The sequence below is a fragment of the Mesobacillus sp. QJM3NY_10 genome (genome assembly GCF_056173465.1).
Map to the genome: position 1 here is coordinate 1,625,247 of NZ_CM149675.1, position 25,053 is coordinate 1,650,299.

Sequence of the window (25,053 nt, forward strand, 5' to 3'; positions counted from 1 at the left end):
TGAAATCGGCGAGGAAAACCTTTTTCATAACGGTCTTGAGCCTTGCCATTTATGTATCGTTTCATATGACAATGTCTTTTATTTCTTCTATCTAGATTTCCTGATAATACCGAGCAGTAAAAACAGCTAATCCATCAGCTTTGTCAGCAAAGAGTTACTAGCAGGAGGGGAAAGTCTTGAAAAGAACGTTATTATTAACGATATCAGCTTCGATTATTTTGGCTGGATGTGGAGCCGCAGAAGAAGCGCAGAAGCCAACAGGTACAAGTGAAGAAGCTACAGAACAAGTCCAAAAACAGGAAAAAGCCGCAGAGGAAAAGCCTGAAACAGAAGGAACAGTAACAGCTGAGGACTCTTCTGTAGATGTTTCACAGAGCGAAGAAGTCATACAAGCAGCACCTCGGTATGAAATGAAGAGCGATTTTTCTATCCAAAATATCGACAACCCTGATGAACAAATAGTTTTATTGACAATTGACGATGCTCCAGACAAAAATGCTCTCGAGATGGCCAAAACGTTAAAAGATTTGAATGTAAAAGCCATCTTTTTTGTGAATGGCCATTTCCTTGACACTCCTGAAGAAGGGGAAGTCCTGAAACAGATTCATCAAATGGGCTTTCCGATTGGAAACCATACATATAACCATAAATCGTTGAGAGATTTATCTGAGGAACAACAAAGGAAAGAAATAGTAGACCTTAATGACAGGGTCGAGGAACTCATTGGTGAAAGGCCACAATTTTTCAGGGCTCCGTTTGGAATGAATACTGATTATAGCAAACAGGTAGCTGCTGAAGAAAAAATGCTGCTTATGAATTGGACCTACGGATATGACTGGGAAAAGGATTATCAATCAAAGGAAGCTCTCGGGAATATTATGGTTAATACACCATTGCTCCGGAATGGCTCGAACTTGCTGATGCATGACCGGCAGTGGACAAGCGCGGCCCTTGGTGATATCGTAAAAGGCCTTCAAAATAAAGGGTATAAGATCGTTGATCCCACTCAAATCGAAACTCCAGCAAACAATGAAACGGCTGCTCAATAGGCAGCCGTTTTTGGTGTTTAAACAAATTTCTTCTCACGGTATTTGGTGGAAGGGTTCCCGAAGTTCAAATGGAAATACTTTATTTGCGTGGATAGAAGTACATAACCCTTCCGTTGAATAAATGGAGCTCTCCCTTTAATTTTTTACCGATAAATTTACTGAATTCATTTGCTTTCCCCTTATCACCAGCAGTTGCTGTCGGCGGCAGGGTAATTTGTATGTATGATTGCTCGCGTTCTGTCCCGTCTTCCTCGGCAACTTTTTCTTTATCAACGCCGATCAAAATTGCATTATAACGGTCCTGGGATGATTGCAGATAGAACCATGTGCCTTTCCCATGCTCTTTTTCCTTCAGATCATAAGGAAATGCTGAATTTTCATAATTCCAATCAACCTGGTCGCCTGTTTTAGCAGTTATTTCCTTATAGTAATTAAATAAATCCTTTAGTTCTTCGGTGGAAATGGCTTGCTGAGATGATGATGGAACAAGTTTGATATAAGCATTACTAGACATCTTCCAATCCCCTTTTCCTATCTATTCCTCATCATTTTATCACTCCTGAAAAAGCATTGACAATAGAATATAAGCTTTTTAGCTTCCTTGGCACTTGCCTTTTTGTCAAAAATAAATTATAATAATATTCTAAATATTTAATTAAAAAGGAGGAGGCATATGGAACTATTCGATAAGCTTTATGATGAGCACGAAAGGGTTCACGTCAGGTTTGTGGGGTTCACTACTGATGATACTCGTTATGACTTTGGGATCGTGTATACCAATATGTTTTTCGGGAAACCTCTTGTAGTTTGCATGCAGACGGGGCGTTCAGCACTCCTCGACCCTAAGGACATTGAAGACGTAGAATATTTGCAGAAAGCATTCCATATTACAGAAGTCCGGCAGGCTGAGGACCTTGCATTATTTTTCAATGAAGAGTTGCCGACAGCCCCGTTCCAGACTCAATACGAATAAGCTGGAGAGAAGAGCAGGCCAAGTAGGCCTGTTTTTAGTTTGCTTAAATTTAGTTGAAAGTCGGATAACAATTCCACTTTTCGTAAAAAGTGTCATACTAATTATTATTAATACATATATTGTGGGTACATATAACAAAAAATACCTATTAAAAAATAAAAGTGTTATACAGTTTAGGCTTGAATTCTTAATAGTGTTATATTATTATATAGTTAGAAACTGATAAAGCGCTTTCAAAATTCAAAACGAAAAGGAGTTTGAAAATATGGGCACAATCGTTTGTCAAACTTGCAATGCAACAATTGACCATTTCGAAGATGAGAAAGTAACGGTATTATATTCAAAAAAATGCAACTGCTGCGACCATGAAGGTGCAGAAGAAAGATAAGAATAGATAAAAGGGCATGCATGCTGCATGCCCTTCTTTTTTATAAGATAAGGAAGTTTAAATTTTCACTTCGAGATTTGTCTAGCTTCAGCGCCTAGCCCCTCGAGTCGCTTCGGTCTGCCCAATGAAGTCAAAGAACTACTTCACTGGTCAGACCTCCAGCGCTTGTCGGGGCTGAACAAGGCGCTTCCGCATTTCTTATCTGATTGCTTTATGTTCCTTGATTACCCTGAATGATTTAAGTTCATCATCTTCTGGGCCTTGTACTGGAAGTCCGGCTTCCATATTGGTCTTGATATATATAAGGTTTTCTTCGGTGATGATTTCTCCTGGAATGAAAATTGGAATCCCAGGTGGATACACCATAACAAATTCTGCAATGATTCGTCCTTCCGATTCCTCTACAGGTACCACTTCGGTATCTGCGTAGAACGCATCCCGAGGTGTCAACGCCAATAACGGAATGTCAGGAAGCATAACTTCTGCATGCACTTTCTCAGCAAGATGGTGGAATTCTTTTGAAAGTTCACGTAATGCCTGAACTAGAATTTCAGCTTCCTTTTGAGTGTCTCCAGGGGTAATGATGCAAAGGATATTATACAAATCTGAAAGTTCAACTTCGATATTGTATTTTTCCCGAAGCCAATTTTCGACCTCGTATCCTGTGATATTTAAATCCTTTATGCTTATCAGTACTTTTGTTGGATCAAAGTCGTAAGTAGCGTTCGTACCAAGTAAGTCTTCTCCCGGACAGTAAAGATGCTCAATGGCATTAACCTGACCCCGGATCCACTGTGCTAATTTAATCGTTCGATCAATGATTTCTCTTCCTTCAATGGAAAGCCTTCTTCTCGCTGTATCCAGTGATGCGAGCAAGAGGTAAGAAGTAGAGGTGGTTGTCAGCATGCTGATGATTGATTGAACGCGCTTTGACGATACCAAACCTTCTTTTACATTCAGGATCGAACTTTGCGTCATTGAACCTCCAAGCTTATGGACGCTCGTTGCTGCCATGTCCGCGCCTGCTTGCATAGCTGAAAGCGGCAGGTCTTCATGGAAGTGGATATGCACGCCATGGGCTTCATCCACGAGAACTGGGACATTGTAAGAATGGGCTATCTCAACAATTTTTTTCAGGTCAGCTGCAAAGCCGAAATAGGTTGGGTTGATCACAAGAAGACCTTTTGCATCCGGATGCTGTTCCAGCGCCTTCTCGACTGAATCAGTTGAGATTCCGTGAGAAATTCCGAGCTTCTTATCTATCTCAGGGTGGATGAAGATTGGAATGGCACCGGAAAAAACGATAGCGGACATAATCGATTTATGCACGTTTCTCGGTACGATGATCTTATCTCCAGGTCCGCAGACTGTCATGATCATGGTCATGATTGCGCCGCTTGTTCCCTGTACTGAAAAGAAAGTATGATCAGCACCAAATGCTTCAGCGGCCAGCTCCTGAGCCTGTTTGATGATGCCTTTAGGAGAATGCAGGTCATCAAGGGGCCCGATATTGATCAAATCGATAGAAAGTGCATTATCACCAATGAATTCTCTGAACTCCGGGTCAATCCCGCTTCCTTTTTTATGACCGGGAATATGGAACTGAATCGGATTATTTTTTGCGTGTTTTAATAGGCTGGTAAACAACGGTGTCTCTTTTTGTGACAATTGATGATCACACCTCTTTATTGTATTAGATTTCTTTATTTATAGGGTTATGATTAGGTTTTGCTTTTAAAAAAATAAAACACATGCATTATAGCACTAATCAAGGTGTTTGCAAAGAATTTCAGAATATCAAGAAAGTCCTTAATCAATAAATTTAAGAAACAGGAAAAACAGCTGTGAAAATAGAAGTTATATCGAAACAATCATGAGAGGGAGAGAGAACATGAACTGGAATACTGATGTAACGGACCTATTAGGTATACAATATCCAATTGTCCAGGGAGGTCTGGCTTATCTGGCTTATTCAGAATTGGCCGCAGCTGTATCGAATGCAGGGGGATTAGGTCAGATAACGGCAATGTCCCTTCCTGATCCTGACGCGTTAAGGAATGAAATTCATAAAGTGAGAAAGCTGACTGACAAGCCGTTCGGAGTCAATTTTGCGATTGGCCAGCATGGCAGGCCGTTTTCGCATTATCTGGATGTAGCGATTGAAGAAGAAGTTCCTGTTATTTCGATGACGGGTGGAAACCCGTCATCAATTTTTGAACAGCTAAAAGGAACAAATGTTAAAAAGCTTGTTCTTGTTGCTGCGAAAAGGCAGGCGCAGAAAGCAGAGGAGTTGGGAGCGGACGCAGTCATGGTTGTCGGCCAGGAAGGTGGCGGACATCTAGGAAAGAGCGATATCGGAACGATGGTGCTCATTCCATCGGTTGTTGATGCAGTCAACATACCTGTAATCGCTTCGGGAGGAATTGGAGATGGCCGAGGACTAATGGCGGCATTGGGTCTTGGGGCTCAGGGCATTGAAATGGGAACCCGCTTCATCGCTACTCAAGAATGCGTCCATGCGAATGAGTTGTACAAGCAAAAGCTTGTTGAAGGTACCGAAAATGATACTACTGTAATAAAAAGATCCCTCGGGATGCCAGCAAGAGCGATTGCCAACCCATTGACGCAAAAGATCCTCGAAATTGAGAAACAAGGCGGGGGTTATGAAGAATTAAAAGAGTTGATCAGCGGAACAGCAAACCGTAAGTATATCTATGAAGGTGATGATGAAAATGGGTTCGGATGGGCAGGCCAGGTGATGGGATTAATTAAGGATTTTCCTACAGTAGCTGAGCTATTTGCCAGAATGATCAACGAAGCTGAAGAAATAAGAACGAAATGGGGAAGATGAACCTGCGATTTCCTTGCGCTCTAAATTAAATAACGGTAAAATCGATTAACATACAAGGAATGCACGGGAGCAGAAGGTTCCTGTCATTGCACAAAAAGCAGGTGAAATAATGGAATACCAATATCCAATTGACTACACATGGTCCACAGATGAAATTGTTGATGTCATCCACTTTTACGAATGTATTGAAAAAGCATATGAAAAAGGAATCGATCGGGATTCATTGCTTAACGCTTACAGGCGTTTTAAAGAAGTCGTACCAGGAAAAGCCCAGGAAAAAACACTTTTCAATGAATTTGAAGAAGTAAGCGGCTACGTACCATATCAGGCAGTAAAAGGGATAAAAGAGACAGGAACTGGTGAAAAGATTAAAGTGGTTCCAAAAAGAAAAAACTAAGTTATAAGGAAGAGCCCATGAAAATGGGCTCTTTATTTATGATTTTCTTCGGAACGCGTGAGGTTTCGACCCAGGCAGTGAGATCATCGAGCGAGTTCGCTGTCAGGTTGCTTAGCGATTGTCGAAAATGGGCGGTCGCCTACGCATTTCATGGTTTATGCCAATTTATATAGGGGTAATATTTCTTTAAATACAAACTCAATTTTGGAAAGCATTTCATCACCACTTAGTTTGGCGGCTTCCTCGCGAGGAATGTTCAGGCCGCAAAGGATTTCGGCCTTTTTCACGGTTTGCAGACGCTTGAACATGGAAAGAAGCTCTTCCTTGGTAAGCTCACTGTGAATAGTGGCTTCAGGCTTCATATGATCGATTGACCAATAGAAATCCTTTGGAGTACGGGTGAAGATTGAATCGATGTTCGCTTCAAGTTTCTTACCAATCGATTCTTTATCAGGTGCCTCGTAAATGACAGCAAACCAGATAAAAACATGGGTTTCCCACAAACCAATCTGGAAATGAGGCAGCATCTTATAGCCTCTTGGATTACTGGCGAAAGCTACCCACGTGTCTTTAGGCGGATTCTTCGTTCTCCGGGCATGTTTTGCAACATGGTAATGCATCTCATCACCGGCAATGCTTGAAAGGGTGGGAGCGAAGTGCTGGCCGAGCTCTTCCAGCTTAGGGCGGATCTGGGATTTTAAGGCATCCATTCTTTCGTCGAGACCGTCTATTTTAAAAACATCGAAGTCTGCTTGTTCAAATCCTGAAAATGACAATATAAAAACCTCCTAGTACTTTGTCAAATATTGTAGCAAAATCTTTATAAAAAAAGAAGCGACAGGCATTTTTTGAGTCCTAGGTATACGCACAAATTTGTACCACAGCCAAATGGAAATTCATACAATAATAAAAAACAGAAATTAATAGAGGAGTGTAAATTAATGAAGCAACTTATAACTTCAACAAGGAAGAAAAATGGTGAGCTCCAGAGAACAGCTGTACTACGTTTGGAGATGGATTATGAATTAGCCACCCTTTTTGACGCAATGACAGATGCTGATAAATCGAAAATGAAAGAATGTAAACAAAAACTCGAACGAATTCGACAAGAATTATTACGTTTAAAAGCTCTATAATAGCTATAAAGTTTTACGAAAGAATAAGGTATTATATGATGGTGAGAATTATGGAAAACTGCAGCAACCGAGACACTTGACGAACTCCTGTAAAGTTGATGGAGTTCGTTTCTTATGTCCGAATAATAAATGGTTTGACAAGCTTCTTTATGGTCATTAACTTCCTAAGGAGTTTTGCATGTTATGGAGATGACAAGGGGAATCCTAATACTTGATGAAAATGAAGCTAATCCGATAAGCTAATATAGATTCCAAAAGCTTGTGTGTACGTAAAAATAAATGAACGGGGGAAAGCTGAATGGAATATAATCTAAAAGAAATTTATACATACGCGAAAAGCTGGGTCAAAGAGGCGGGTGAAAATATCAGGGCTTCTTTTCCAAAGACTTTAAATGTTACTTCAAAATCCAATCCTAATGACCTGGTTACAGATATAGATAAAGAGACAGAGCAATATTTTATCGAGAAAATCAAAGGTACTTTTCCGGATCATCGAATCATGGGTGAGGAAGGGTATGGAGATGAAGTGAAATCTTTAACAGGGGTTGTGTGGATTATCGATCCAATCGATGGAACCATGAACTTTGTCCACCAACAGCGGAATTTCGCGATTTCAATCGGCATTTATGTTGATGGGGAAGGAATGATTGGTCTTATCTATGATGTCGTCCATGACGAACTCTATCATTGTGTAAAAGGCCAAGGAGCTTATTTAAACGAAAAATCTATTCCGAAACTAACAGAAGCAAAGGTGAGTGAAGCAATTATCGCTCTCAATGCAGTCTGGGTAGCTCCTAATAAACGGATAGATCACGAATTGCTTATACCTCTTGTGAAAGACGTCAGAGGGACTCGTTCCTATGGTTCAGCGGCCATGGAAATGGTGTATGTCGCAACGGGGAGAATAGATGCTTATTTGACCCCAAGGCTAGCACCATGGGATATTGCCGCTGGGATCATCATAATAAAGGAACTTGGTGGAGTAACGACTGACCTGCGGGGAGAAGAGCTGGATATGCTCCAGCAGAATTCCTTATTTGTTTCAAAGCCTGGCCTGCACGGTGATATCCTGAAGAATTATCTTAAGGATGGAAAATGGTAATTTTAACTTGGCGGAAGTTTAAAAGCTCAGATCTGCCGTTTTTTGAGGATCTTATATCTTCGAGTTCTAAGTGGAGTGAAAATGAGTTGCAGGGTTTGTCCTTAGAAAAATACATGGAGCAATATGATGGCTTGTCTGGCGAATGGAGAGTTTGGGAAACGACAGGAAGGCCTGTGGCAATTTCTTTTCATGTGGAACCCGCCCCGTCCAACCAAAAGCCATGGCTTGGTACAATATTGGTAAAAGCGGAGGAAAGACGGCAAGGAATCGCATCAGCGATTATGAACCATTTCTCAGACGAATTTAAACTGAATGGGCAAAAGGCACTTTTTGCCGCTGTTCCAATCGATGAATACGAGTGGTCCAACTTCCTTACAGACTGTGGCTTTGAACAATTCAAAACAGAAGAAAATAAGGGCGAAACCTATTTGATCATGGTCCGCCCCCTCGAATGACACCGGCTGAAATGAAATCCAGCCGGTTTTATTATTTAATTGTACCTGCTAGTAGTTGATCAAAACACTTGCACTTTAATTGAATTAAAGCTCTCCAGCTTCTCTCATCTTCTTTTTTTTCTTAAAACCGAATCCCATTACGAAAACCAATGCGATTATACATGCGAACGTACCGGTAACACTTCTTTCGCCAATGGCGATTCCAATACCAATCATGCATGAAGCTGCTGCAAATGCGAAAAATAATAATGGCCATTTTATCTGAGTCAAGGTGAATCCCCCATTCGACATTTGGTGCAAATAATAATATATTTAATTGTACATTAAAATGCCTATAGGTTTCCACTCTTATTGTGTTATAATATGTAAGTTGTGTAAAAAGCCAATAGATAAATTATGATATTAAAGGCAGGGTGACTTTTTTGAAATTAAGAGAAGATATTAGAAATATAGCGATCATTGCCCACGTTGACCACGGTAAAACGACATTGGTCGACCAGCTTCTGAAGCAATCAGGCACATTCCGTATAAATGAGCATGTGGAAGAGCGTGCAATGGATTCAAACGATTTGGAAAGAGAACGAGGAATTACGATCCTCGCGAAAAATACAGCTATTGCTTATAATGACAAACGTATCAATATTCTTGATACTCCTGGCCACGCTGACTTTGGCGGCGAAGTTGAGCGTATCATGAAAATGGTTGACGGCGTATTGCTTGTTGTCGATGCATATGAAGGCTGCATGCCGCAAACACGCTTCGTTTTGAAGAAAGCTCTTGAACAGCATTTAACACCAATTGTTGTTGTTAATAAGATTGACCGAGACTTTGCTCGTCCTGCTGAGGTTGTTGATGAAGTCATTGACTTGTTCATCGAACTAGGTGCAGATGAGGACCAGCTTGAATTCCCAGTTGTTTATGCTTCTGCAATCAACGGAACAGCAAGTATGGACCCTGAAAAACAGGATGAAAACATGCAGTCATTATACGAGTCAATCATTGACCACATCCCTGCACCTGTTGATAACCGTGAAGAGCCTCTTCAATTCCAGGTTGCCCTTCTTGATTACAACGACTATGTGGGCAGAATCGGAATAGGCCGTGTATTCCGCGGTACAATGAAGGTTGGCCAACAGGTAGCACTTATGAAGCTTGACGGTTCTGTAAAACAATTCCGTGTAACAAAGATTTTTGGTTTCTTCGGTCTGAAGCGCCAGGAAATTCAGGAAGCCAATGCTGGTGATCTAATTGCAGTATCCGGAATGGAAGACATCAATGTTGGTGAAACTGTATGTCCATTCGACAACCAGGATCCACTTCCGGTTTTGCGAATCGATGAGCCTACGCTTCAAATGACATTCCTAGTCAACAACAGTCCATTCGCAGGCCGTGAGGGTAAATACCTTACTGCCAGGAAAATCGAAGAAAGACTTCGCGCTCAGCTGCAAACGGACGTTAGTCTTAGAGTAGACAATACGGACTCACCTGATGAGTGGATCGTTTCAGGCCGTGGAGAATTGCACCTGTCTATCTTGATCGAAAACATGCGCCGTGAAGGTTATGAACTTCAAGTATCAAAGCCTGAAGTTATCGTACGAGTAATTGATGGCGTAAGAAGTGAGCCGGTAGAACGCGTTCAAATCGATGTTCCTGAAGAACACACTGGTTCCATCATGGAATCAATCGGTGCACGTAAAGGCGAAATGCTAGATATGATCAACAACGGAAGCGGACAGGTTCGATTGATTTTCAATGTACCGGCACGCGGACTAATCGGATACACAACAGAATTTTTAACATTGACTCGCGGATATGGTATCATTAACCATACATTCGACAGCTACCAGCCAATGCTTCAAGGCCAGGTAGGCGGACGCCGTCAAGGTGTTCTAGTATCAATGGAATCAGGAAAGGCATCTACTTATGGTATCATGCAGGTAGAAGACCGCGGAACGATTTTCGTTGAGCCAGGAACTGAAATTTATGAGGGCATGATTGTTGGTGAGCACACTCGTGAAAATGATATTACTGTTAATATCACGAAGGTGAAGGCAGCAACTAATATTCGTTCTGCTAATAAGGACCAGACATCTGTCATCAAGAAGCCAAGAATCATGACTCTGGAAGAATCTTTAGAATACTTGAACGATGACGAGTATTGTGAAGTAACTCCAGAATCAATCAGACTCCGTAAAAAGATTCTTGATAAGAATGAGCGTGAAAGACAGGCGAAAAAGAAAAAATTCGCTGAAGCTTAATTAAGTAGGGGGAAGAAGTATGGATGTAAGCCAGAGATTATCATTTTTTGCAGCATTATTCAGGGTAGATGAGAACCCAACGGTAGGCATGTGGATGCTTTACCTGACGATTGCAGCTCTGAGCATTCTTGTTTATAAGCTTGGATTTGCTCAGAAGTTGCCGTTGCTGAAAAGTATCATCATCTATGCTTTTCTATTGCTTGGCTCTACAGTCCTTACCTTCCTTGCTATTTTCCTTCCCATCACGGAAGGACTTGTTGTCGCTGCACTCATCCTGATCATCTATAAGCTCAGGCTGCGACAGCATAAAAAAGCAGAAGCAAATGTCAAATAGGAGTTGGCGATATGAAATCACTCCAAGATGCAATTTATAATTGGCTTACAATCAAAATTGTCAGCGACGCTCGGCCAGAAGATACAGCAGCTCAAGAAACTACACAGTTATTTGATCAAATTCTTGCCGAAGAACATAATGTTGAATCAAAAGAATTAAAACGGGACGCACTAATGTATTATGTCACTGTCGTGCAGGAAGGTAATTCTAAAGAATACCGTTTCCCACGCGACTTAATTGAAGTCATGCTTGACCAAATCAGGCAAGAACCAGACAAATACGTGAACTATCCTGAAGAAGACTGAAAAAATCCGCCCGGAATTGGGCGGATTTTTTTGTGTTAGGGGATGAATAATGGAGGGAGGCAGTAAAAGGGCATCTTTAGTCAAGAAAGGTACCCTTATAGAGGAGGAAATGCTTGCATAAGGGTATCATTAGTCAAGAAAGGTACCCTTATAGAGGAGGAAATGCTTGCATAAGGGTATCATTAGTCAAGAAAGGTACCCTTATAGAAGAGGGAATGCTTGCATAAGGGCATCGTTAGTCAAGAAAGGTCCCTTATAGAGGAGGAAATGCTTGCATAAGGGTATCATTAGTCAAGAAAGGTACCCTTATAGAGGAGGAAATGCTTGTATAAGGGCATCATTAGTCAAGAAAGGTACCCTTATAGAAGAGGAAATGCTTGCATAAGGGCATCATTAGTCAAGAAAGGTACCCTTATAGAAGAGGAAATGCTTGCATAAGGGCATCATTAGTCAAGAAAGGTACCCTTATAGAGGAGGAAATGCTTGTATAAGGGTATCATTCGTCAGAAAGGTACCCTTATGTGGATTTTCGTAAAAATATAGCCCACCTGAACCGAGCAAAAGTATTAGGTTCGAATACTGCCTAGTTGGTTATTCACAATCACCAATCATCCTTCTTAACACGGGAACGATACAGCTTGAAATTCCCGGTAGCGATTCGATTGTTTGTTTTATCGGCAATTCGTTCATTGCATGGATCGCACATATATGTATGGATCGGCCGGTTTCGAAGCCGCTTAGCCTGAAGGGTATCGCTGTTGATATTCTCAATTTTGTCGCATAGTACACATTTGACTCTCATTCTTACACCTCTTATTAATAATTATCATACATAGCCTGATTGAGTTTTGATTATATTATAGTATATCATTGTTTGGAGCCTTAGCAGAGAAAATCATTTGATTTGCCCTGCTTAAAGAGTTCGTAGTACTATTATGATAGTTTAAGGAGGGTGAATATGGCAAATCAAGTAGAACCTAAACTAATCAAACCGTTGATTGATGAATTGCAAAAAGAGCGTTTTGTTACCCTGGCGACAGTGGACCACGAAACCGGCGGCCCGAATGTCAGCGCGATTTCCTGGGTACTTGCAAAGGATGAGAGTACCGTTTATTTTGCAGTGGATAACCGCTCTCGAATCATCGAGAATATCAAGAGCAATGATAAAGCAGTAATCAACCTGATCGCAAATGAATCTACATATTCAATCAGCGGGACAGCCAGCGTCAAGCAAGAAAAACTTGAAGGTGTACCTTTGAAGCTGGCGTTAGTCGAAATCAATATCAGCGAAGTAAGGGACGTTATGTTCTATGGATCAAAAATCGTCGCTGAACCTCAATATGATAAGACATACGATAAAGATGCAGCAGCGCGCCTTGATAAGCAGGTAATGGATGCAATGAGAAAAGCTTAGTCGATTGACTAAGCTTTTTTTGCTGCTGTTATTTATGGTAGTTAGATTGTTGCTCCTGATCTTTCTCTAATTGTTTTTGTTCATCTTTATCAAGCTTCTTTTTCGGATCTTCAGTAGGACTCTCATTCTGCGGTTCAATCATGTCTGCGGGAACCTCGGGCATGACTCTTCCGGTTATATCAGAAAGTTCGTTCATAATTCCCTGGATTGGCTGGCCGTTTTGTATATCCTCTGATATCTCCCTTAACCTCGCTGTGATATCAGGATCGGCAACCACTACTGCACGTGCACCGTGAGGGTCTTTTTTTAAGGCTTCCGCAACCGTATATTTAACAGTGTCTACCTCAGACCTCTCCATTTTATCATTTACGTCGATACCCACAATAGCGTAGCGACCAACCACTACCGCTGCAGCATCATCAACATTCGGGATGTGAGTGGTCAAGTCCACAAGATGGCGGGAAATCTCCTGGCCGGATTGGCGGTCAACTTCCTTGATCGCACTATTCTGGACCTTGACCTTGTGATCTTCGTCAGCTTTATTTGCGTTGTTCTGTCCATTGCATGCAGTCAATAACAACACAAACGTAATTACAGCAACCAATCTTATCATCATAAAACCCCTCCGGTTATTTTTTCGTTAAAAACCTTTGAACAACTAGGAATGTTATATAAAAAAAGAAATGCTCAAAGGTTATTGTGCAAAATATCTTCTATCTTTATTCAAAAAGTCATATATTTTACCAAAGTCCCGGTCAAGGCTGCCAAGTTGGCCAAAGTCGAGATCACTAAGGCGGGAGGCATCAATTTGAGTAAAATATACGTACTGGATACAAACGTCTTACTACAGGATCCGCACGCGATCTTTTCCTTTCAAGACAATGAAGTTGTCATACCTGCTGTAGTTCTGGAGGAAGTGGATTCAAAGAAAAGATATATGGATGAGATTGGGCGCAATGCGCGCCAGGTTTCAAGGCTCATAGACGGAATGAGGGAGACAGGAAAGCTGCATGAGAAAATCAATCTTGAAGGTGGAGGGACGCTCAGGATCGAACTGAACCATCGATCCTTCCATCAACTTCAGGAAATCTTTGTTGAAAAAACAAATGACAACCGAATACTGGCGGTAGCTAAAAATTTGAGCCTTGAAGAAGAAACGAAGGAAGATGGGCGTCCGGTAATACTGGTCAGTAAGGACGCGCTTGTCCGAGTAAAAGCAGATGCAATCGGTCTGATCGCTGAAGATTTTTTAAGCGACAGGGTAGTGGAAATTAACCATCTGTATTCAGGCTTTGCAGAAGTGTATATACAGATAGAAGAACTAAATCATTTTTATGAAAGAGGAGAACTTAACATCTCTGATTTAAAGGGGCAGAACTTTTTTTACCCAAATCAGTTCGTAATCATGAAGGACATTCTCGGCAGCTCTGCATCCGCGATAGGAATGGTTGATACAAAAAATAAAAAAGTGAAAAAGCTTATTTTTGAACATGAAGGTAAGCACACTTGGGGAATCAAGCCAAGAAATGTTCAGCAGATTATGGCGATGGAGCTGCTTTTACGACAAGACATGCCTTTGATCACCTTGATAGGGCGTGCAGGTACTGGAAAGACATTGCTCGCTCTAGCATCAGGTCTGTTGCAGACTGAGGACTTGGGAATTTTTAAAAAGCTGCTTGTAGCAAGGCCGATTGTACCAGTAGGTAAAGATCTGGGCTTTTTGCCTGGTGAAAAGCAGGAAAAACTCAGACCATGGATGCAGCCTATATATGATAATCTTGAATTCCTTTTCAATACAAAAAAACCGGGCGAACTTGATGCCATACTCGCAGGGATGGGGTCAATCGAGGTAGAAGCATTAACGTATATAAGGGGTAGGAGCATTCCGGACCAATTCATCATCATTGATGAAGCGCAGAACCTGACAAAGCATGAGATCAAAACAATTCTGACCAGGGTAGGGGAGCGCAGTAAAATTGTCTTGATGGGTGACCCTGACCAGATTGACCACCCATACCTGGATGCCTATAATAATGGGTTGACCTATGTGGTTGAGAAGTTCAAAGACCAGCAAATTGCGGGTCATGTCCAGCTCGTTAAAGGAGAAAGGTCATCTCTTGCCCAGTTAGCAGCCGATCTTTTAAATTAACTATTTGCACATACTGGAATCTGAGGTGTCAGATAAAAAAGACACAACGGGTAGAGGGACAATAAAATAACGGGCACCCTTCTGGGATGCCCGTTGGCAGTACCTTACATATTATTCTACGGTAAAACCGGTAACGTTTTTGATTGGATTCTCCTTATTGGAACCATCCTGGTAATATACATGCAGCGGCCCGTCCTCTTTTAAAGGTTTGCCGTCCTTGGAAAACCCGAGGATGAGGCCAGAAGCTTTTTCGAGTGAAAGTGATAACTGGTCATTTTCCCCATATTCAATCACTACAGCCTTCGCTGTCTGCTCTGGTTCTGCATTAACAAGAAATGGCTTGAATGGTATGCCGAAAGTGCCAGTCAGGACTTTTTCTTTTTCGAACTTCACTTCTGTTTTGAGGGTTGGTGGATAGACTGCACCCTCCATAATTTCACGATCCCAATGTTTTGAGATTGACTTCGTATACTCTTCAAGAGTATCTCCGCTCTGCTGACCTTCGTTGAAATATGTATTCAAGTCTACTTTGCGATCGTCGAATATCCATACACCCGGATCCAAAGTGATTTTATATTTGACTTTTCCTTTGATTGGGATGATTGTTTCCATAATTCCCTCCTGAATCTTTGCATATTATTAATTCAGTATAGCGGTAATTTTGTGAGTTGTCATTTCAACCCATCTATAGCAGGCTATTCATTAATTTATGCATCCTTAATATTCTTGCTTTTTTGTCCACTTAAGGGTAAAATTTAAAGATAGGATTGGGTAATCGCTCGGAAACGGGGGGATCAAGTTGGCGTCTGATATGATAATCAACCATCAGGAAAAAGCCCATGCCTTGTTAAAGGCTGACGCTGATAAAATTTTAAAGCTGATCAAAGTGCAAATGGATAATCTGACAATGCCTCAATGCCCTCTTTATGAAGAGGTTTTAGATACGCAAATGTTTGGATTATCAAGAGAGATAGATTTTGCAGTAAGACTCGGCTTAATCGAAGAATCAGATGGGAAAGTAATTCTCGACCAATTGGAGCAAGAGCTTTCCATATTGCATGAAGCTTCGTTAAAAAAATAAATCCTAAAAACTCAAACAGTCCTAATCGATTGTTTGAGTTTTTTTGTGAGGCACTTTTCGAAAACATTGTACTTTCATAAGCTTTTTAATTCTTTTTCAGTTCAAGTGTATCCTCGAAGACTGCATTACACTTCTATGACAATATATTAAGAATTCCATAACTTTTCCTTAAACAAAGGCAGGATATTTCAACTTATAGTAGAATAGATTAAACAACTTAGAAGATGGGGAAGAGACGATGTTAAAAAAAATACTGAAATCCTATGACTATTCATTGATCATTGTTGTTGCGCTCTTGTGCTTGTTTGGCCTTGTCATGGTTTACAGTGCCAGCATGGTCACCTGGCATGGAGTAGATAGCGATTTCTTTTATAACAAACAAAAATTCAATTTATTGGCGGCGATGTTTGTATTTATAATAGCAGCCTTATTTCCTTACAAAGCAATGAAAAGTACTAAAATTTTACTTCCTATGGTGGTTTTAACTCTTTCAGGTTTACTTATATTGTTTGTCGTAGGTAAAGTAGCGGGTAATGCCCTTAGCTGGATAGAAGTGGGAGCTAGGAGCATTCAGCCATCAGAGATTGCAAAACTAAGTGTCATTATCTACTTATCAGCAGTGTATGCAAAAAAACAATCATACATAAATGAATTCAATAAAGGTGTCTTGCCACCCCTACTATTCCTGGTAATGGTATTTTTCCTTATAGCGGTTCAGCCGGACTTTGGCACTGCAGGAATTATCATGCTCATTGCTGCAGCTATCATTTTATCTTCAGGTATGAACTTTAAAAATATCATGAAACTGGTTATGATTGTTATGATTTTGTTAGTGCCTGTATCGCTTATCCTGAAAGACGAAGTATTTTCAGAAAGGCGTCTTGAACGTCTAACGTCATATAGCAATCCTTTCGAGGATGAACAAAAATCCGGTTATCAATTAGCAAATGCCTATTATGCAATTGGTTCAGGAGGACTGACAGGGCTGGGGTTGGGACAAAGTAACCAAAAACTTGGGTACTTGCCTGAAGCACACACAGACTTCATCATCGCAGTCATCTCTGAGGAGTTGGGGATTTTTGGTGTAGGGTTTGTGTTGTTGAGTCTGGCATTCATCGTCTTAAAAGGAATTCATATCGGGCTTAAGTGCAAGGATCCTTTTGGCAGTTTGCTTGCAATAGGGATTGCCAGTATGATTGGCATTCAGTCGTTTGTCAATCTTGGTGGAGCTTCAGGGGTTATTCCACTAACAGGTGTTCCATTGCCTTTTGTGAGTTATGGAGGTTCATCATTGCTGCAGCTCGCGATTGCCACCGGGATACTGGTGAATGTTTCGATGTTTGTAAAATATGAAGAGAAATATAAGAAGGACAAGACAGCCCAGCCTAAGCCTGCAAAAGCTGTTGTAAACCAAAATTCGTTCAAGTTCAGGTCGTAATCAAATACAGAGAAAAAGCTGCAGCGTCTGCTGCAGCTTTTTACTTTACCGTTGCCGGAGAAAGGTCAACGGGTTTAGTGTTTTGTACTCTTGCGGCATTCTTTTTGCTCCTGGAAACCAGAAGGATAAAGTAGCTGAATACACCAAACAGAACAGATATGAAGAAAGCGTGTCCCAGGGCAATGTACAAATTCAATCTTGTGAAGATGACAAATGCGCCGGCAATGACTTGCAGTGACACGAGAACCATTGAGATGATCCATCCCCAGTATAGTACTCTTTCATGCTTGTAGTGTTTGACGGCAATGTAGGTGACATACGCGATCCAAATAAAAATGAAACCTGCTGCAGCCCTGTGTCCCATTTGTACCCATTCGTAAATGTTGGTAGGAAGGAAGGGGCCACCACTTGTACATAATGGCCAGTCTTTACAGACCAGGCTGGCATTCATATGCCGGACAAGAGCACCGGTATAAACTACAATGTAGCTGTATATGGAAAGTCCGATAATATGGAACTTCATTCTTTTATCAATCACTAATTTTTCAGCCTGGAATTTTTTATCCACTTCAAAAATTAGCATGGTCAATAAAAGTACAGCAGCAAAAGAGATGAGCGAAATGCCGAAATGAAGTGCCAGGACAAAATCAGATTGTCCCCAAACAACAGCGGCAGCTCCTATTAATGCCTGTAGAACAAGGAAGAAAAAAGACAGAACAGACAAGAACTTCGTTTCGCGTATATGCCCAATAGCCTTCCATGTCCAAATAGATAAGATTAGTACCATGATGCCTACGCTGCCCGACACTAACCTGTGGGCAAGCTCTATTACCAATTCGGGAGTAATATCCGTAGGAACGAATTCGCCGTTACAAAGGGGCCAGGACTTGCCGCAGCCCATTCCGGAATCGGTTTTTGTAACCAACGCTCCTCCGAGCAAAACAAAAAGCATCCCAATCGTGGTTAAAACAGCAAGCCACTTAAGGGAACGATTCATGATCATCACCTGCTTATTCATAGTTCGATAAGTTGTCAAATAATAAACTTGACATGTATAATGGAAGAAGCTTGTAGATAAGAAAAAATTCTATCCCTATAATAACGAATTTTGACGAAAAAGGATAGAAAACAATACTTAAGATACTACACAATAATAGTTAATATTTCAATACTTACTATTATAGTTGGACAATAACTAGTATTATAGGTAAAATGCTCATGGCAGCTATAAGGCGTGAAAAAAGATGAGTTTACATACCAGCAATTTTACAGACATGAAAATATTATCCAAGAATATGTATATTCGTAAAAAGAAGACATCCAAACATTCTACTAATATCAAGTCGAAATTCCTTGCAATAAAAATAAACTTTATGGATAATGGCGGTAAGACACAAATTAGTCAAATTTTGTTCAAAAAAAATTCACAAAAAAGTTGTGAAGTGTGATTTAATATACAACGTAGGCTTTATTTTTCTACACAAACATTTAACAGCCTTTACACGTTGAGAATAGTGAAAACTATCCGTGATATAAAGTACAAATACTCTTCTTTTTTTTGTAAAAATTTCGTCATTGGAATTTTGAAGGAAAAGGGATGAAGGAGGATATGGATGTCTAATTCAAAAGCTTTATCAGAAGCTGTATTAGAGGACGGACAGCCTGCAGTTGTGGAGAAGACGATGATCAAAGATTTTCTTGCCCTCATTAAAGTAGGAATTGTAAATTCCAATGCTATGACGACTTTTACTGGATTATGGCTAGCTCTTCATTTTAGCGGAGCGCGCTTTCTGGATAATATTGATTTGATTCTTGCGACATTGATCGGTTCATCATTGATTGTTGCCGGTTCTTGTAGCCTGAATAACTACATCGATCGGGATATCGACCATTTAATGGAGCGAACAAAAGACAGGCCGACTGTAACTGGAAAAGTTCAGCCAGGAAAAGTGGCCTTGATGAGCTTCTTGCTGATCGGGATTGGAACCGCGTTTTTGCTTACAACTACCATCACAGCTGCTGTAATCGGTTTGTTTGGCGTTTTTAGTTATGTGGTGCTCTATACATTGTGGTCAAAACGACAATATGTCTCCAATACAATTGTCGGCAGTATCTCAGGAGCAGTTCCACCGCTAATCGGCTGGGCTGCAGTGGACGCTAACCTGGACGTAATGGCATGGATGCTTTTTGCCATCGTTTTTGTATGGCAGCCACCTCACTTCTATGCTCTGGCTATGAGAAGGGTAGAGGAATACCGGGCAGCTGGTATACCGATGCTTCCTGTCGTGAAAGGATTCAAAGCGACCAAGAGATCTATCTTCCTATGGATAACAGCCTTACTCCCGTTGCCGTTCTTCCTCCATGAACTTGGAATTACATTCATGATTCTTGCAACGATCCTGAATATTGGATGGCTTGTATTGGGAATCTACCTTGAAAAGCTTAAAGATGATATGAAATGGGCAAAACTGATGTTTGTATATTCTTTACAATACTTAACTGTCATGTTTGTCGCTATGGTAATTGTCACACTTATATAACCTTCGTTAGGAGATCCACTCTTTGTTGAGAGAGGATTTTTCCATATATTTTTTACAACCAAATTTATAAGATTTTTTACGAAAGAGGGGTTTAATTAAGCTATGAAGATGCTTGCTAAATGGCGTCTGCTGTCATTGTTCACATTGATGGCATTAGTCTTGTCCGGCTGTGGTGAGCCATACCTGTCTACATTAAGACCTGCAGGTGAAGTTGCTCAATCCCAGTATGAACTTATGTTGTTGAGCACGGCGATTATGGTGGGAGTAATTGCTGTCGTCACAATCATTTTTATTTATGTCATTATGAAGTTCCGCAGGAAGAATGACAACGAAATTCCGAAGCAGGTCGAGGGAAGCCACAAGCTTGAGATCCTTTGGACTGTTATTCCGATCTTATTGCTTCTAATTCTGGCTGTTCCTACAGTTGCTGCAACGTTTAAGTTGGCGGATGTTTCCCCAATGGAAAAGAAAAACGCTGAAGGAAAGACTGATGCGCTTGTAGTTAACGTGCGCGCGAATCTTTACTGGTGGGAATTCGAGTATCCAAATGAAGAGATCATCACTAGCCAGGATTTAGTAGTCCCTACTGATGAAAAGGTTTACTTCAACCTTAAGGCTTCGGATGTAAAACACTCTTTCTGGATTCCTTCTGTTGGAGGAAAGATGGATACAAATACCGATAACATCAATAAATTCTGGCTAGAGTTTGACAGTAAAGGTGCCGACGAAGCTGGCGGACTTTTCTACGGTAAATGTGCTGAGCTCTGTGGGCCTTCACACGCATTGATGGATTTCAAAGTAAAAGCTTTGCCACGTGATGAATTCGATCAGTGGGTAGCAGATATGCAAGGTGTTAAAGAACCTGCTCAGGCAGAAACTGCAACTGCTCAGCAAGGACAGGAAATCTTCAATAACAGCTGTATCGGATGCCACGCCGTAACTCCGGCAAACACGGCTCCAGAAGCAGCTCGCGTTGGTCCTAACTTGACAAACTTCGGCGATCGTTCACGCGTTGCTGGTGTCTTGGATATGTCAGAAGAAAATATCAAGAAATGGCTGGAAGACCCAGAAGCATATAAGCCAGCAAACAAGATGACTGGCAAGTATCCTGAGCTTTCTACTGAAGAACTTGATGCATTAACAGAATATCTGATGGGCTTGAAAGTCCAGAAATAACAGGGGATTTGTTTGAAAGGGAGGTAAAACTGTGAGTACCTATGCTCAGAAAAAGGGATTCGGCGCAACGTTATGGGATTACCTGACAACGGTTGACCATAAAAAAATCGCAATCCTTTATCTAATTGCTGGCGGATTCTTCTTCATCCTAGGCGGACTTGAAGCTTTGTTCATCCGTATTCAGCTAGCTGTACCTAATAATGATTTTGTAAGCGCAGGTTTCTACAATGAAATCCTGACGATGCACGGAACAACAATGATATTCCTTGCAGCGATGCCGCTTGTATTTGCATTCATGAATGCTGTTATGCCACTCCAGATTGGAGCGCGTGACGTAGCGTTCCCATTCTTGAACTCATTAGGATTTTGGTTATTCTTCTTTGGTGGAGTATTCCTTAACCTTTCATGGTTCCTGGGTGGAGCTCCAGATGCTGGTTGGACTTCTTATGCATCACTTGCAATGGCGTCTGAAACACATGGTATTGACTTTTATGCACTTGGTTTGCAAATTTCGGGTGCGGGTACACTAATCGGGGGGATTAACTTCCTCGTAACGATCATTAACATGCGTGCCCCGGGAATGACTTATATGAGAATGCCGATGTTCACTTGGGCAACATTCGTAACATCAGCTCTTATCCTGTTCGCGTTCCCTCCACTGACTGTTGGTCTTTTCTTAATGATTTTTGACCGTATGTTTGGTTCTAATTTCTTTGATGTAGCAAATGGCGGTAACACAATCATCTGGGAACATCTTTTCTGGATCTTTGGTCACCCTGAAGTTTACATCTTGATCTTGCCGGCCTTCGGTATTTTCTCAGAGATTTTTGCGATTTTTTCTAGAAAACGTCTTTTCGGTTACTCATCCATGGTATTCGCGACTGTATTGATCGGTTTCCTTGGATTCATGGTTTGGGCTCACCATATGTTCACAACTGGTCTTGGACCGATCGCAAACGCGATTTTCGCGGTAGCGACAATGGCAATTGCCGTACCAACAGGTATCAAGATCTTTAACTGGATGTTCACGATGTGGGGCGGAAGCATCAAGTTTACGACTCCGATGCTTTGGGCAGTTGCCTTCATTCCGTCATTCGTTGCCGGTGGTGTAACAGGTGTCATGCTGGCATCCGCTGCTGCTGACTATCAGTATCATGACAGCTATTTCGTTGTTGCTCACTTCCACTACGTTATCGTAGGTGGAGTAGTATTCGCACTATTTGCAGGTGCACACCTGTACTGGCCAAAAATGTTCGGCACAATGCTGAATGAAACTCTTGGTAAAATTACATTCTGGTTATTCCTGATTGGTTTCCACCTGACGTTCTTCATTCAGCACTTCCTTGGATTGATGGGGATGCCTCGTCGTATCTTCACATTCCTGCCTGGACAGGGGCTTGCATTAGGAAACTTAATCAGTTCAATTGGTGCCATCTTCATGGCTGTAGCTGTTATTGTTCTATTGATTAACGTAATCATGACACAAGTTAAAAACGAAAAAGTAGGAAATGATCCATGGGGCGACGGCCGCACACTAGAATGGGCGATTGCATCTCCACCGCCATTCTACAACTTCAAGCAGCTTCCGCTTGTACGCGGACTTGATGCTTACTGGCTGGAAAAAATGGAAGGCAAGAAGGAAATGACGCCTGCAGAACCACTTGGCGATATCCATATGCCGAATAACTCTTTCATTCCTTTCGTTATCTCACTTGGTCTTTTCATCGCAGCATTTGGTGCAATGTACCGTGTTGATACAAGCTGGGGACTGCTAGTCTTGATCCTCGGTATGGCAGTAACTTTAGGAGCGATGTTCGTACGTTCTATTAAAGATGATCATGGATTCCATATTCATAAAGAAGACTTAATGGACGATGATAATGATAAGGGGGCAAAGGCATAATGCAAGCTGAAGAAAAATTCACTTATGAAACATGGCCTGCGGAGCCTGAAAAAGCAACCCTCGAAGCAAAGAACAAGTTTTTGGGCTTCTGGTTCTTCCTTGGCGGAGAGACAGTATTGTTTGCGACTCTGTTCGCAACATATCTTGCATTAAAAGATAAGGTTCCTAGTGCTGACCATGCACTTGCGAAGGATATCTTTGAAATACCGCTGGCTTTTGCAGCGACAATGCTTCTATTAACGAGTTCTTTGACAAGTGTATATGCGATGTACCATATGAAGAACTTTAACTTTAAAAAGATGCAGCTTTGGCTTGGATTGACAGTAGCTCTTGGTGCTGCTTTCCTTGCGCTTGAAATTTACGAGTTCAATCACTATGTACATGAATTCGGGCACACATTCACTAGCAGTGCATTTGGATCAGCCTTCTATACTTTAGTAGGCTTCCATGGTGGTCACGTTGCATTTGGTCTTGCTTGGATCATCACACTGATGGTCCGCAACTCCAAGCGTGGATTGAACCTTTACAACGCTCCTAAGTTTTATGTGGCCAGCCTTTACTGGCACTTCATTGACGTTGTATGGGTATTCATCTTCACGGTTGTATATCTAATGGGAATGGTGGGATAAACTGATGGCTAATCAACAACCAAGTTCAGGGAACCCAAGAGTAGACGTCGAATATCGTCGCAAGAAAAGCGCCGAAGAGATGAGATACCAGATCGTTTCCTTTGCATTGATGATTTTCTTGACACTTGTTGCTTTCGTTGCAGTTGGATATGAAGGATTCTCAGACTGGTTCACAGTTCCGTTCATCCTTCTGCTTGCTGTGATTCAGGTAATCTTCCAGCTATACTATTTCATGCACATGAGCCACAAAGGGCATGAAGCACCTGCATTGTTCCTTTATTCTGGAGTCGTTGTAGGAGCTGTAACAATCCTTGCTTTCACAACAATTATCTGGTGGTAATATGACTAAAGAAAAAATCGGCTTTTAGCCGATTTTTTCTATGTAAGCGAGTATACTAACATTTAATGGCAGAACCGTTTTATTGAAGTAACATACCTTTGGAAGTATAATGAAAGTAAAGTTCTTAAACAGGACGGGGTGAAATACGATGCTTACTTTAGATATATTTGGATTCAGAGCACTATGGAGTCCGGTATATTTTCTGGTGATGGCAGCTATATTAGTTGCATATTATCTAATTGTCTTCAAGTACTATAATCGTTTCAAGGAAGGTGTACCAGCAACACGAAAGCAGGCTGTTTATTTTACTTCTGCTGTCATCGTGCTGTATATCATTAAAGGTTCGCCTGTGGATCTGATGGCGCATATAACCTTTTATATGCATATGATCCAAATGGCAGTACTTTACCTTGTCGTACCTCCATTATTGATTTTCGGCTTGCCTGATTGGCTTTGGAGATCGTTTTTATCACTTCCAATAGTCGATCCGCTATTTCGCTTCTTTACGAAGCCGCTTATTGCCTTGATCATGTTTAATGGAATATTCTCTATTTACCATATTCCACTGATTTTTGATTTTGTTAAAACAGATATGTGGCTGCATGCAGGTTACACATCGGTGCTATTTGTACTCGCGATGTTCATGTGGTGGCCTCTTGTCAATAAATTGGAAGAGTATCAGACATTATCCGGTGTTAAGAAGATGGGGTATATCTTTGCTGACGGTGTTTTAATTACACCAGCGTGCGCTTTGATCATCTTTGCCGATACACCAATGTATGCAACTTTTTCTGACCCGAATGCATGGGGAGAAGCTTTGAAATTATGTGTACCGCCTACGATGCTTTCGAGCCTGGATCTCAGCGGTCCGGAAACCTTCAGTTCTATTTCGCTTCTGCATGATCAGCAGCTTGGAGGAGTAATCATGAAGGTCATTCAGGAAATCGTCTATGGTATCTTCTTGGGATATGCGTTCTTCCAATGGTTCCGGAATGAAGAGGATCATCAGGCTGAACAGGATGCGATTAATCTTGCGAGCGCGCCACAGCCAATTAAGTAATAACGAATTGCAAAAGCTTCCTTATTGGGAAGCTTTTATTGTTATTTAATGAGGGTTTTCACTTCGCCAAAAAAA

General features: G+C 41.3%; 29 protein-coding genes. 21 read left to right on the plus strand and 8 right to left on the minus strand.

Annotated features, from left to right (window positions below):
• Positions 1 to 176: 176 nt before the first annotated feature.
• The gene (locus tag AC0VX7_RS08040) at positions 177 to 1,049 is read left to right on the plus strand and encodes a polysaccharide deacetylase family protein (RefSeq protein WP_475427407.1); all 873 of its coding nucleotides are present in this window, start codon (positions 177 to 179) and stop codon (positions 1,047 to 1,049) included.
• A gap of 79 nt (positions 1,050 to 1,128) precedes the next feature.
• Here AC0VX7_RS08040 and AC0VX7_RS08045 read toward each other — a convergent pair whose 3' ends face one another.
• The gene (locus tag AC0VX7_RS08045; protein WP_475427408.1) at positions 1,129 to 1,563 is read right to left on the minus strand and encodes a DUF1885 family protein; all 435 of its coding nucleotides are present in this window, start codon (positions 1,561 to 1,563) and stop codon (positions 1,129 to 1,131) included.
• 159 nt (positions 1,564 to 1,722) lie between these two features.
• On the opposite strand from AC0VX7_RS08045, the gene AC0VX7_RS08050 reads away from it, so the two are divergent.
• Both AC0VX7_RS08050 and AC0VX7_RS08055 read left to right on the plus strand, forming a co-directional pair.
• Positions 1,723 to 2,022: a DUF3055 domain-containing protein gene (locus AC0VX7_RS08050; protein WP_215033006.1), complete on the plus strand. Its 300-nt coding sequence runs from the start codon at positions 1,723 to 1,725 to the stop codon at positions 2,020 to 2,022.
• A gap of 265 nt (positions 2,023 to 2,287) precedes the next feature.
• Positions 2,288 to 2,410 (plus strand): GapA-binding peptide SR1P, encoded by a 123-nt coding sequence (locus AC0VX7_RS08055; protein ID WP_023615067.1) that lies wholly within the window; start codon positions 2,288 to 2,290, stop codon positions 2,408 to 2,410.
• Between the two features lie 198 nt (positions 2,411 to 2,608).
• Here AC0VX7_RS08055 and AC0VX7_RS08060 read toward each other — a convergent pair whose 3' ends face one another.
• The gene (locus AC0VX7_RS08060) at positions 2,609 to 4,078 is read right to left on the minus strand and encodes an aminotransferase class I/II-fold pyridoxal phosphate-dependent enzyme (RefSeq protein WP_475427409.1); all 1,470 of its coding nucleotides are present in this window, start codon (positions 4,076 to 4,078) and stop codon (positions 2,609 to 2,611) included.
• Positions 4,079 to 4,301: 223 nt separating this feature from the next.
• On the opposite strand from AC0VX7_RS08060, the gene AC0VX7_RS08065 reads away from it, so the two are divergent.
• A complete protein-coding gene (locus AC0VX7_RS08065; RefSeq protein ID WP_475427410.1) occupies positions 4,302 to 5,261 on the plus strand; it encodes an NAD(P)H-dependent flavin oxidoreductase in 960 nt (319 codons plus the stop codon).
• A gap of 109 nt (positions 5,262 to 5,370) precedes the next feature.
• Positions 5,371 to 5,658 (plus strand): UPF0223 family protein, encoded by a 288-nt coding sequence (locus AC0VX7_RS08070; RefSeq protein ID WP_475427411.1) that lies wholly within the window; start codon positions 5,371 to 5,373, stop codon positions 5,656 to 5,658.
• A 155-nt stretch (positions 5,659 to 5,813) separates the two neighbouring features.
• On the opposite strand, the gene AC0VX7_RS08075 is transcribed toward AC0VX7_RS08070, so the two are convergent.
• Complete coding sequence (locus AC0VX7_RS08075) at positions 5,814 to 6,434, minus strand: YktB family protein (RefSeq protein ID WP_475427412.1); 621 nt, start codon at positions 6,432 to 6,434, stop codon at positions 5,814 to 5,816.
• A gap of 165 nt (positions 6,435 to 6,599) precedes the next feature.
• Here AC0VX7_RS08075 and AC0VX7_RS08080 point away from each other — a divergent pair, with 165 nt between their 5' ends.
• From AC0VX7_RS08080 to AC0VX7_RS08090, 3 genes are all read left to right on the plus strand, one after another.
• Entirely contained in the window at positions 6,600 to 6,794 is a 195-nt protein-coding gene (locus AC0VX7_RS08080; protein WP_475427413.1) for a hypothetical protein, read from the plus strand.
• A gap of 298 nt (positions 6,795 to 7,092) precedes the next feature.
• Positions 7,093 to 7,896 (plus strand): inositol monophosphatase family protein, encoded by an 804-nt coding sequence (locus AC0VX7_RS08085; protein WP_475427414.1) that lies wholly within the window; start codon positions 7,093 to 7,095, stop codon positions 7,894 to 7,896.
• Entirely contained in the window at positions 7,890 to 8,351 is a 462-nt protein-coding gene (locus tag AC0VX7_RS08090; protein WP_475427415.1) for a GNAT family N-acetyltransferase, read from the plus strand. Before AC0VX7_RS08085 ends, AC0VX7_RS08090 begins: the two co-directional genes overlap by 7 nt.
• Positions 8,352 to 8,435: 84 nt before the next feature.
• Here the strand turns inward: AC0VX7_RS08090 and AC0VX7_RS08095 are convergent, their stop codons facing one another.
• Positions 8,436 to 8,621: a YlaF family protein gene (locus AC0VX7_RS08095; RefSeq protein ID WP_475427416.1), complete on the minus strand. Its 186-nt coding sequence runs from the start codon at positions 8,619 to 8,621 to the stop codon at positions 8,436 to 8,438.
• A gap of 152 nt (positions 8,622 to 8,773) precedes the next feature.
• Between AC0VX7_RS08095 and typA the strand changes: the two genes are divergently transcribed.
• From typA to AC0VX7_RS08110, 3 genes are read left to right on the plus strand one after another with little or no spacing between them, the layout of a single operon-like run.
• Positions 8,774 to 10,609, plus strand: coding sequence for a translational GTPase TypA (gene typA / locus AC0VX7_RS08100; protein WP_475427417.1), 1,836 nt, complete (start codon positions 8,774 to 8,776; stop codon positions 10,607 to 10,609).
• A 19-nt stretch (positions 10,610 to 10,628) separates the two neighbouring features.
• Positions 10,629 to 10,943: a YlaH-like family protein gene (locus AC0VX7_RS08105; RefSeq protein WP_041966352.1), complete on the plus strand. Its 315-nt coding sequence runs from the start codon at positions 10,629 to 10,631 to the stop codon at positions 10,941 to 10,943.
• Positions 10,944 to 10,954: 11 nt separating this feature from the next.
• Positions 10,955 to 11,248 (plus strand): hypothetical protein, encoded by a 294-nt coding sequence (locus AC0VX7_RS08110; protein WP_215032980.1) that lies wholly within the window; start codon positions 10,955 to 10,957, stop codon positions 11,246 to 11,248.
• 601 nt (positions 11,249 to 11,849) lie between these two features.
• Here the strand turns inward: AC0VX7_RS08110 and AC0VX7_RS08115 are convergent.
• The gene (locus AC0VX7_RS08115; RefSeq protein ID WP_102262061.1) at positions 11,850 to 12,050 is read right to left on the minus strand and encodes a YlaI family protein; all 201 of its coding nucleotides are present in this window, start codon (positions 12,048 to 12,050) and stop codon (positions 11,850 to 11,852) included.
• A gap of 156 nt (positions 12,051 to 12,206) precedes the next feature.
• Here AC0VX7_RS08115 and AC0VX7_RS08120 point away from each other — a divergent pair, with 156 nt between their 5' ends.
• Complete coding sequence (locus AC0VX7_RS08120) at positions 12,207 to 12,662, plus strand: pyridoxamine 5'-phosphate oxidase family protein (protein ID WP_475427418.1); 456 nt, start codon at positions 12,207 to 12,209, stop codon at positions 12,660 to 12,662.
• A 28-nt stretch (positions 12,663 to 12,690) separates the two neighbouring features.
• On the opposite strand, the gene AC0VX7_RS08125 is transcribed toward AC0VX7_RS08120, so the two are convergent.
• Positions 12,691 to 13,275 carry a YhcN/YlaJ family sporulation lipoprotein gene (locus AC0VX7_RS08125; RefSeq protein WP_475428107.1) on the minus strand — a complete coding sequence of 195 codons (585 nt, stop codon included), beginning with the start codon at positions 13,273 to 13,275 and terminating at the stop codon, positions 12,691 to 12,693.
• Between the two features lie 195 nt (positions 13,276 to 13,470).
• On the opposite strand from AC0VX7_RS08125, the gene AC0VX7_RS08130 reads away from it, so the two are divergent.
• Entirely contained in the window at positions 13,471 to 14,811 is a 1,341-nt protein-coding gene (locus AC0VX7_RS08130; protein WP_215037036.1) for a PhoH family protein, read from the plus strand.
• 111 nt (positions 14,812 to 14,922) lie between these two features.
• Here the strand turns inward: AC0VX7_RS08130 and AC0VX7_RS08135 are convergent, their stop codons facing one another.
• On the minus strand, positions 14,923 to 15,423 hold the full coding sequence (locus AC0VX7_RS08135; RefSeq protein ID WP_475427419.1) for a peptidyl-prolyl cis-trans isomerase: 501 nt from the start codon (positions 15,421 to 15,423) through the stop codon (positions 14,923 to 14,925).
• A gap of 187 nt (positions 15,424 to 15,610) precedes the next feature.
• Here AC0VX7_RS08135 and AC0VX7_RS08140 point away from each other — a divergent pair, with 187 nt between their 5' ends.
• The gene (locus AC0VX7_RS08140; protein ID WP_041965554.1) at positions 15,611 to 15,892 is read left to right on the plus strand and encodes an Fpa/YlaN family protein; all 282 of its coding nucleotides are present in this window, start codon (positions 15,611 to 15,613) and stop codon (positions 15,890 to 15,892) included.
• 238 nt (positions 15,893 to 16,130) lie between these two features.
• Positions 16,131 to 17,330 (plus strand): FtsW/RodA/SpoVE family cell cycle protein, encoded by a 1,200-nt coding sequence (locus AC0VX7_RS08145; RefSeq protein ID WP_475427420.1) that lies wholly within the window; start codon positions 16,131 to 16,133, stop codon positions 17,328 to 17,330.
• A 40-nt stretch (positions 17,331 to 17,370) separates the two neighbouring features.
• On the opposite strand, the gene AC0VX7_RS08150 is transcribed toward AC0VX7_RS08145, so the two are convergent.
• Entirely contained in the window at positions 17,371 to 18,327 is a 957-nt protein-coding gene (locus AC0VX7_RS08150) for a COX15/CtaA family protein (protein WP_215037033.1), read from the minus strand.
• A 616-nt stretch (positions 18,328 to 18,943) separates the two neighbouring features.
• Between AC0VX7_RS08150 and cyoE the strand changes: the two genes are divergently transcribed.
• From cyoE to ctaG, 6 genes are all read left to right on the plus strand, one after another.
• Complete coding sequence (gene cyoE, locus AC0VX7_RS08155; protein ID WP_215037032.1) at positions 18,944 to 19,870, plus strand: heme o synthase; 927 nt, start codon at positions 18,944 to 18,946, stop codon at positions 19,868 to 19,870.
• Between the two features lie 102 nt (positions 19,871 to 19,972).
• Positions 19,973 to 21,046 (plus strand): cytochrome c oxidase subunit II, encoded by a 1,074-nt coding sequence (gene coxB / locus AC0VX7_RS08160; protein ID WP_475427421.1) that lies wholly within the window; start codon positions 19,973 to 19,975, stop codon positions 21,044 to 21,046.
• 31 nt (positions 21,047 to 21,077) lie between these two features.
• Positions 21,078 to 22,949, plus strand: coding sequence for a cytochrome c oxidase subunit I (gene ctaD / locus AC0VX7_RS08165; protein ID WP_475427422.1), 1,872 nt, complete (start codon positions 21,078 to 21,080; stop codon positions 22,947 to 22,949).
• A complete protein-coding gene (locus tag AC0VX7_RS08170) occupies positions 22,949 to 23,578 on the plus strand; it encodes a cytochrome (ubi)quinol oxidase subunit III (protein WP_214735877.1) in 630 nt (209 codons plus the stop codon). The genes ctaD and AC0VX7_RS08170 overlap by 1 nt, the downstream gene beginning before the upstream one ends.
• 4 nt (positions 23,579 to 23,582) lie before the next feature.
• On the plus strand, positions 23,583 to 23,918 hold the full coding sequence (gene ctaF, locus AC0VX7_RS08175; protein WP_215037029.1) for a cytochrome c oxidase subunit IVB: 336 nt from the start codon (positions 23,583 to 23,585) through the stop codon (positions 23,916 to 23,918).
• 148 nt (positions 23,919 to 24,066) lie between these two features.
• Positions 24,067 to 24,978, plus strand: a complete 912-nt coding sequence (ctaG, locus tag AC0VX7_RS08180) for a cytochrome c oxidase assembly factor CtaG (protein ID WP_475427423.1) — start codon at positions 24,067 to 24,069, stop codon at positions 24,976 to 24,978.
• Positions 24,979 to 25,053: the final 75 nt, after the last annotated feature.